We start from the raw sequence: 7,564 nt of genomic DNA on the forward strand, positions 1-7,564 counted from the left end.
GACCGCGCCCGCCCCGGGCTTCTTCGGCGAGGTCGATGCTGAACATGCGGTTGCCCAGGTCCGCGCCTTGCAGGGCGAGGATACGGAGGATCCAGCCGTCGCTGGAACACGGCCGTGTGTTAGGAACGCGTTTCGAGTAGCACGGTTCTGACGATCGGGTAGCGCGAGTATGAGCATCCGGTAGCGGTAGCCGAGGCGATGTGCTCGTCTCGGGTTCACGCGTGGCAATTCGGCTGCGCGTGAACCCGAAACAGGAGGCACGGGTGACTGATTACCGATTGGTGATGTCACAGTTGCTGCAAGGCAGGTCGTACCGGGAGATCGAAGCGATCGCAGGATGCTCGCACCGCACGATCGCCAAAGCGAAGAAGATCTGCGGTGAACGGGAGCTGACCACCGAGGACCAGATCGAGGCGTTGACCGCCGAGGAGATCGACGCCTTGTTCACCGATGGGCGAAAGAACGCCTCAATCGATTTCGTGATGTTCGATGTCGCCGCCGCGGTGAAGAAGCGCTCAGGCAAGAAGAAGCTCCCACTGCGGGTGCTGTGGGCCAACTACCTGGAAACCGAAGGGGCGCCGGGGCAGCGGCACTACAGCTACCAGCGGTTCTGCCAGATCATCGGTGAGTACGTCGAGGTCAACGATCTGACGATGCGGATCGCGCACGTACCCGGGCACACGATGCAGGTCGACTGGGCCGGCACCACGATGGCGATCTTCGACCCGGTCACCGGCAGCAGGACCCGGGTGTCGGTGTTCGTGGCATCGCTGCCGTACTCGGGCATGGTCTTCGCCTGCGGATGCCTGGACGAGAAGGCAGCGAACTGGCTCGATGCCCACGTGCAGGCATTCGAGTACTTCGGCGGCGTCACGCAAGTGGTCGTGCCCGATAACACCTCGACCGCGTCGAACCAGATCACACGCGGGGACAGGGCCCGCGAGGTCAACCACGCCTACCGGGACTTCCTCGAGTACCACCGCACCGCCGCGGTGCCCACCAGAGCGGTGCGGCCCCGCGACAAGGGGCACGTCGAGTCCGGGGTCAAGATCGTGACGAACTGGGTGATCGGCCGACTCGCCGACCGCCGGTTCGCCAGCCTGGACGACCTGGGCGAGGCCATCAACGTCCAGGTCGATCAGATCAATGACCGCATCCCGTTCCGCGGACAGAAGATCAGCCGGCGGGAGTTGTTCGCCGAGCACGAGCAGCCACAACTGCTGGCGCTGCCCGACGCACGGTGGCAGCCGGTGACCTGGAGGAAATCCAAGGTCAACAGGGATTACCACGTCGAGATCGCGACGGTGAAGTATTCGGTGCCCCACACCTTCGCCGGTCAGCTCGTCGATGTGAAGATCACCGGCGAAACACTCGCAATCATGTGCGACGGAGAAGTCATCGCCTCCCATGCCGTCTCCGGGCGCCGGCACTCGTACGTCACCGACCCCGAGCACGTGCCCGCCCAGCATCTGCAATCCTCGGATCTGTGGTCCCGGGCGTACTTCGTGCGCCAGGCCCACAAGGTCGGTCCGTGCACCGTGGCCGCGATCAGCGACCTGCTCGACCGGCAACGCATCGAGGCCCAGGGCTACCGCTCGTGCCAGAACATCCTCGCCCTGGGGAAGAGCGACAAACAACTCCTCGAGCGGGCTTGCGGGCAACTTGTCTCCGAACAGACCCGACGGGCGATCTCCTACACCGCGGTCAAGCAACGCCTGGCGGCGCTGCGGGCCCAGGCCGCCGCACGACCGACCACCGCGGCGGAACCAGCGACTGCTGCGTCGGTAGCGCCACCGGCGGGACAGCGCGACACCACCGGGGCGCATCTGGCCGGGCCCGAGCAGTTCAGCCTTTCTGCCTTGACCGGAGCCACCGGAGCCGACTTGACGGATGAGGGAGGGGCCAAGTGATCGATCGTCACCTCACCGACGCGGACATGCCGTTGTTCACGCAGCTGCGTATGACCGCGTTCGGGCAGACCGTCATCGAGCTGGCCAACGATCCCGCCTGCGACGAGTGGACCTTCTCCCAGAAGATCTTCCACGCGCTGGATAAGGAGATCACGGCCAGACAGGAACGTCGGACCCAGAAACTACTCAAGGCCTCCAGAACGCCAAACCCTGATGCCTGCGTAGAAGAGATCCGTTATCTGGCTGACCGCAACCTCAATCGGGAGCTAATCGCACGGCTTTCCAGCTGTCAATGGATCGAGTCGACCCGCAATCTTGTCGTGCTCGGTCAGTCCAGCGTGGGCAAGACCTATGTGGCTCTGGCACTGCTCAATGCCGCGTGCCGAAAGTACTACAGCGCGAGGTTCTTCCGGCTCGACGATCTGGCCAACCGGCTCGCCGTGTTGGAACCGACCTCGCAGCGGCGGTTGGATTTCCTGACGGATCTGCACAACTGTGACCTGCTGGTCCTGGATGACTTCCTGACGACGCCGGTGGCTGCGCACACCGCGGCCGAGTTGCTCAACATCCTGGCCGCTCGTGAAGGTCGAGGTTCGACTCTGGTGACCTCGCAGTTCGATCCGCCGGACTGGTACAAGTCGCTCCAGGACGCGGTCATCGCCGAATCGATCCTCAACCGGATCGTCGCCGGCGCCGAGATCATCGCCCTGGACGGGCCGAACATGCGCCGACATCTGGCGGACAGCCGATAGTTGGGCGCCGCGGTCGGGCAAGCTAGTATTCAATATGACTCGCTGATCACTGTGCATGTTCGAGGCTGATCCGAAGTCCACCACTTCGCGCAGCCTTTTTTATACCAGCGGCGGGACGGGTAGGTTATTCGTGCCGAAATTCGCGTGGAGAGCGACCAGTCCACCGCTTGAAGGCGTGAGAGAAGTTGGCGAGGTCGCTGTATCCGAGATCCGCAGCGATCTCACTCACCGACATCGATCGGTCGAGCAGCCGCAGCATCGCACGATCACGCAGGAATGATTCGCGCAACTCGCGAAAGGTGGTCCCCTCCTCGGACAGGCGCCGCTTGAGTGTGCTACGGGATATCGAGAGCTCGTGTGCGACCCAGTCGTTACTTCGTTTGCCGGGATCCTCCTCCAGGAGCCGTCGCACCTTCTCCGAGAAAGACGTGGTTCTGCTTCGCTGTTCGAGGGTTTGCTGCAGATCAACGATGGCGAGGCGATAGGCGACGGGATCGGAGAACCTACATACCTCGTTGAGGGTATCCGCGGGGACACGAAGGAATGACGTCGGAGCGTCGAAGTACAGGCGCCCAGCTAGGGCGTCCTCATGATTGGCCAGAAAGTTCGGCGCCGACCAGCTCAGATGGAGGGTGACGGTCGGCACATCGCCAGCGAGCATGTCAAGCAGGCGCAGGAGCGCCGACCCGCTGTACGCGACGACCAGGCAGTTCAGGGCCGGATCGCCTGTATGTGCGCTGAGCCCCACAGTAAGCCCCTCGTCTCTTGGGTGGAACTGTGGGCTGAGGGCCGTCGAGATCAAAGGCAGATAGGTGAGCAGCTCGACGATCTCGGCTACCGAACCTGCACTGACCAGAGGAAAGCTCAACGGGCCAAAGGACGTCAACTGAGCCTGCTCGGCGAACGCGAAGCCGAGCGTAGTTGCCTGGTCGACATCGAGTGCGGGGTACACCTCGCGAAACCACCGTATCGGGGCCTGGATGTTCCGCTGGATCAACGTCGTCTCGTCGATTCCTTCGCGAGCCATGATGTTGCGAAGCCGCGCGACAGCGTCTGAGTCGAGTGCTTGGCTCTCGAGCAATTGCGCGAACATGAGTGGAGGCACACCCTCGTCGTTGAGGTTCACCCTGGTCCCTTTGAGCCGAATTCACAAGTTTCTGACTCTGCCGAACATAGCCGCCGCGCTCGTCTTCGACAACACTTTGACCAAGTTCACATTGAGGACGACGTATCCAGGAGTTGGCTATGGCAGTTGTCACCTTTGTCTCCCACGATGGCCAGAAGCACGAGGCGCCCATCGAGGAAGGGCAGTCGCTGATGCAGGTCGCGACCAACAACGCGGTGCCCGGCATCGACGGCGACTGCGGAGGCGAAGCCGCGTGCGGTACCTGTCATGTGATCGTCGATCCGCAATGGTCCGAGCAGGTCGGCCTCTCGGGTCCCGAGGAGGAGGAGATGCTCGCGATGAACCCCGAGCGCCAGCCGACCTCCCGGCTGTCCTGCCAGATGGCGGCGTCGGCGGCGTGGGACGGCTTGATCGTCGAACTACCCGAATTCCAGATGTGACGGCGAGAAACGGTTAAGACCTGATGAAGATTCCTGAAGCAATCACCGCCAAGGTTCAGTCGACCATCCCGATGGATCTGCAGATCCAGGGCGCGCATCTGTATGACAAGACCCGGCGATGGGTGACCGGGACGAACGGAGAGAAGCTCTTCGTCGAGAGTCCTATCCCGCCGGTCGAGGACGTCGAGCTCGCCGACATCGACCTCAGCAACCCTTTTCTCTATCGCCAGGGGCGCTGGCAGTCCTACTTCGAGCGCTTGCGCAACGAGGCGCCGGTCCACTACCAGCCCAACAGTGCGTTCGGTCCGTTCTGGTCTGTCACGCGGCATGCCGACATCGTGGCCGTGGACAAGAACCACGAGCTCTTCTCCGCCGAGCCGTTCATTGTCATCGGGGCCCCGCCTCGTTTCCTTGATATCGCGATGTTCATCGCGATGGATCCGCCACGCCACGACGCGCAGCGGGCCGCTGTCCAAGGCGTTGTTGCGCCGAAGAACCTGCGTGAGATGGAGGGGCTGATTCGATCGCGTGTGCAGGAGGTGCTGGACGACCTGCCCGTGGATCAGCCGTTCGACTGGGTGCAGAACGTCTCGATCGAGTTGACCGCTCGGATGCTTGCCACCCTTCTGGACTTCCCGTACGAGCAGCGTCGCAAGCTCGTCTACTGGTCAGATCTCGCGACGTCGCTGGAGCAAGCCAACGGCGGGCCCTCGGACAACGACGAGGTGTTCCCCGGCATGCGCGACATGGCGCGAGGTCTCAGCGCTCTCTGGCACGACAAGGCAGCGCGGATGGCTGCCGGGGAGGAACCCGGCTTCGATCTGATCACCATGTTGCAGAGCAACGAGAACACCAAGGACCTGATCGACCGCCCGATGGAATTCTTGGGCAACCTCGTGCTGCTGATCGTCGGAGGCAACGACACGACCCGCAACTCGATGAGCGGCGGTGTTCTTGCGCTGAACCGCTTCCCCGATCAGTTCGAGAAGCTGAAGGCAAACCCCGACCTGATCCCCAACATGGGCTCGGAGATCATCCGGTGGCAAACCCCGCTGGCTTATATGCGCCGGGTCGCCAAGGCCGACACCATTCTGAACGGGCAGTTCATCCGCAAGGGCGACAAAGTAGTGATGTGGTACGCCTCGGGCAACCGCGACGAGCGCGTGTTCGAACGGCCCGATGAGTTCATCATCGACCGGGCCAACGCCCGCAACCACATCTCCTTCGGCTTCGGCGTCCATCGTTGTATGGGCAACCGGCTGGCCGAGCTCCAGCTGCGGATCCTGTGGGAGGAGTTGCTTCCCCGTTTCGACAATATCGAGGTCGTCGGCGAGCCAGAGTACGTGCAGTCCAATTTCGTGAGGGGCATCAGCAAGATGATGGTCCGCCTCACCCCGAAATCCAGCGCATGACCTCGCAGCGGGCCCTCATCGTCGGGGCCGGCCATGCCGGGGCCCAACTCGCGGCCAGTCTGCGCCAGGAAGGGTGGACCGGTGAGATCGTCCTCATCGGCGAGGAGTCGGCGCTGCCCTATCAACGCCCGCCGCTGTCGAAGGGTTACCTGGCGGGGAAGAGCACGCTCGACGAACTCGCGATCCGCAGCGCCAAATTCTACACCGAGCAGGGGATCCAACTCCTGAATGCGAAGGTGGAGGCGATCGACCGCTCGGCTGGTCATCTCGTGTTGAGCACCGGCGACGCGCTGCCCTACGACAAGCTCGCGCTGTGCACTGGGGCCCGCCCTCGACGGCTTTCCATCCCGGGGGCCGACCTGGTCGGCGTCTACTACCTACGCACCGCTGCGGACGTCGAGATGATCCGAGAGGCCACCAGCCCCGGGTGTCGGGCTGTGATCATCGGCGGCGGCTACATCGGACTGGAGACGGCCGCCTCATTGCGTGCGCTCGGTCTGGAGGTCACTGTACTCGAGGCGACCGAGCGCGTCCTCGAACGGGTCACCGCCCCCGCTGTATCGGCGTTCTTCGACCGGATCCACCGGGAGGAGGGCGTGAACATCCGGACGGGCGCGCTGGTCGAAGCTCTATCAGGTGACGGCAGGGTCCGCGAGGTGTTCCTGTCCAGTGGCGAATCAATTCCCACCGACCTCGTCATTGTCGGTATCGGCGTTGAGCCGAACACCGAGCTCGCCGCCGCCGCGGGTCTGGTCGTCGACAACGGCGTCGTGATCGACGACCAGACCCGGACCAGCGACCCCGACATCGTGGCGGCTGGGGACTGCGCCAGCCATGACATGGCCCGTTACGGCCGTCGCATACGCCTGGAGTCCGTGCCGAGTGCGGGTGAGCAGGCCAAGGTGGCGGCCGCGACCGTCTGCGGCAAGTCCAAGATGATCGCGGCGCTTCCATGGTTCTGGTCGGATCAATACGATCTCAAGCTCCAGATCGCCGGTCTCAACACCGGGTACGACGAAGTCGTCCTCAGCGGCGACCCGACCCGGGACCGCGACTTCACCTGCTTCTACCTGCGTGCGGGCGAGCTCATCGCCGCCGACTGCATCAACCGGCCCCGTCACTTCATGTTCAGCAAGCGGGTCATCACGCAGCGACTCCCCATTGGCCGGACCGAACTGGTGCTCGCAGGCTCTGTCTGAGGTGATCGGTCCCTTGGCGGCGATGGTACGACAACAGCGAGTACGGGCCCACATTTCGGAAAGGAACGTCAGTGACGAACATCATCCAGCTCCCGCTGGCGAAGGGTCGTGAGCGGCTCTCGTCGGTATTCCTGGCACCATTGCCGAGTCGGGCCGACGCGACCCTGCTAGGGGTCAGCGACCAGTGGCCTGTTCGTGAGCTCGCCCCGCCCCCGGCGGGGTCGGGGCTCGAGCCCGTCCGAGGGACCGCGGGCATGCCTCTGCTCGGTCACACCCTGGACTACATCAGGTTCGGCTCCAACTTCACCCGGGCCAGGTACCAACGCTTCGGACCGGTCTGGTGGATGGGCGCCTTCGGCACGAGAATCGTGATGGTGGCGGGCGCGGATGCCACACAGGAGGCGCTGACGACCAAGGCGAAGTCGTTCTCCCAGGACGGGTGGACCTATCTCATCGATGCTTTCTTTCACCGGGGCCTGATGCTGATGAGCTTCGACGAGCACAGGATGCATCGGCGGATCATGCAGGAGGCGTTCACCCGCGACCGGCTCGCCGGCTACGTCGACCAGCTCGGCCCGACGCTGGAGACCAGCATCCGCAGGTGGACAGCGGGCCGGTCCACGCGCATCTACCCACTGTTGAAGGCCCTGACTCTCGACGTCGCAACGGAGGTCTTCATGGCAGGGCGGGGGGGGGGCGAGGACACTGACGCCATCAACGACGCC

The 7,564-nt window shown here is 63.7% G+C and carries 7 protein-coding genes; 6 read left to right on the forward strand and 1 reads right to left on the reverse strand.

The features are described 5' to 3' along the window. Positions 1 to 263 precede the first annotated feature (263 nt). Together istA and OEY_RS0127305 are read left to right on the forward strand one after the other, a co-directional pair. Entirely contained in the window at positions 264 to 1,910 is a 1,647-nt protein-coding gene (gene istA / locus OEY_RS0127300; RefSeq protein WP_029540274.1) for an IS21 family transposase, read from the forward strand. Continuing rightward, entirely contained in the window at positions 1,907 to 2,662 is a 756-nt protein-coding gene (locus OEY_RS0127305; RefSeq protein ID WP_003937311.1) for an ATP-binding protein, read from the forward strand. Before istA ends, OEY_RS0127305 begins: the two co-directional genes overlap by 4 nt. 124 nt (positions 2,663 to 2,786) lie before the next feature. Here OEY_RS0127305 and OEY_RS0127310 read toward each other — a convergent pair whose 3' ends face one another. Further along, positions 2,787 to 3,788, reverse strand: a complete 1,002-nt coding sequence (locus OEY_RS0127310; protein WP_029540275.1) for a helix-turn-helix domain-containing protein — start codon at positions 3,786 to 3,788, stop codon at positions 2,787 to 2,789. A 119-nt stretch (positions 3,789 to 3,907) separates the two neighbouring features. Between OEY_RS0127310 and OEY_RS0127315 the strand changes: the two genes are divergently transcribed. From OEY_RS0127315 to OEY_RS0127330, 4 genes are all read left to right on the forward strand, one after another. Further along, positions 3,908 to 4,228: a 2Fe-2S iron-sulfur cluster-binding protein gene (locus tag OEY_RS0127315; RefSeq protein ID WP_003937313.1), complete on the forward strand. Its 321-nt coding sequence runs from the start codon at positions 3,908 to 3,910 to the stop codon at positions 4,226 to 4,228. A gap of 23 nt (positions 4,229 to 4,251) precedes the next feature. Continuing rightward, positions 4,252 to 5,640: a cytochrome P450 gene (locus tag OEY_RS0127320; protein ID WP_003937314.1), complete on the forward strand. Its 1,389-nt coding sequence runs from the start codon at positions 4,252 to 4,254 to the stop codon at positions 5,638 to 5,640. After that, positions 5,637 to 6,839, forward strand: coding sequence for an NAD(P)/FAD-dependent oxidoreductase (locus OEY_RS0127325; protein ID WP_003937315.1), 1,203 nt, complete (start codon positions 5,637 to 5,639; stop codon positions 6,837 to 6,839). The genes OEY_RS0127320 and OEY_RS0127325 overlap by 4 nt, the downstream gene beginning before the upstream one ends. A 71-nt stretch (positions 6,840 to 6,910) precedes the next feature. Further along, a partial coding sequence (locus OEY_RS0127330) for a cytochrome P450 (protein WP_010596903.1) occupies positions 6,911 to 7,564 on the forward strand: 654 nt, incomplete at its 3' end.

This window comes from Rhodococcus sp. P14 (genome assembly GCF_000256505.1).
Taxonomy (GTDB): domain Bacteria; phylum Actinomycetota; class Actinomycetes; order Mycobacteriales; family Mycobacteriaceae; genus Rhodococcus; species Rhodococcus ruber.

Bases quoted from the DNA above. Each gene is read 5' to 3' on its own strand.
- OEY_RS0127315 (WP_003937313.1), top strand. From the start codon at position 3,908: ATGGCAGTTGTCACCTTTGTCTCCCACGATGGCCAGAAGCACGAGGCG.
- OEY_RS0127320 (WP_003937314.1), top strand. From the start codon at position 4,252: ATGAAGATTCCTGAAGCAATCACCGCCAAGGTTCAGTCGACCATCCCG.
- OEY_RS0127325 (WP_003937315.1), top strand. From the start codon at position 5,637: ATGACCTCGCAGCGGGCCCTCATCGTCGGGGCCGGCCATGCCGGGGCC.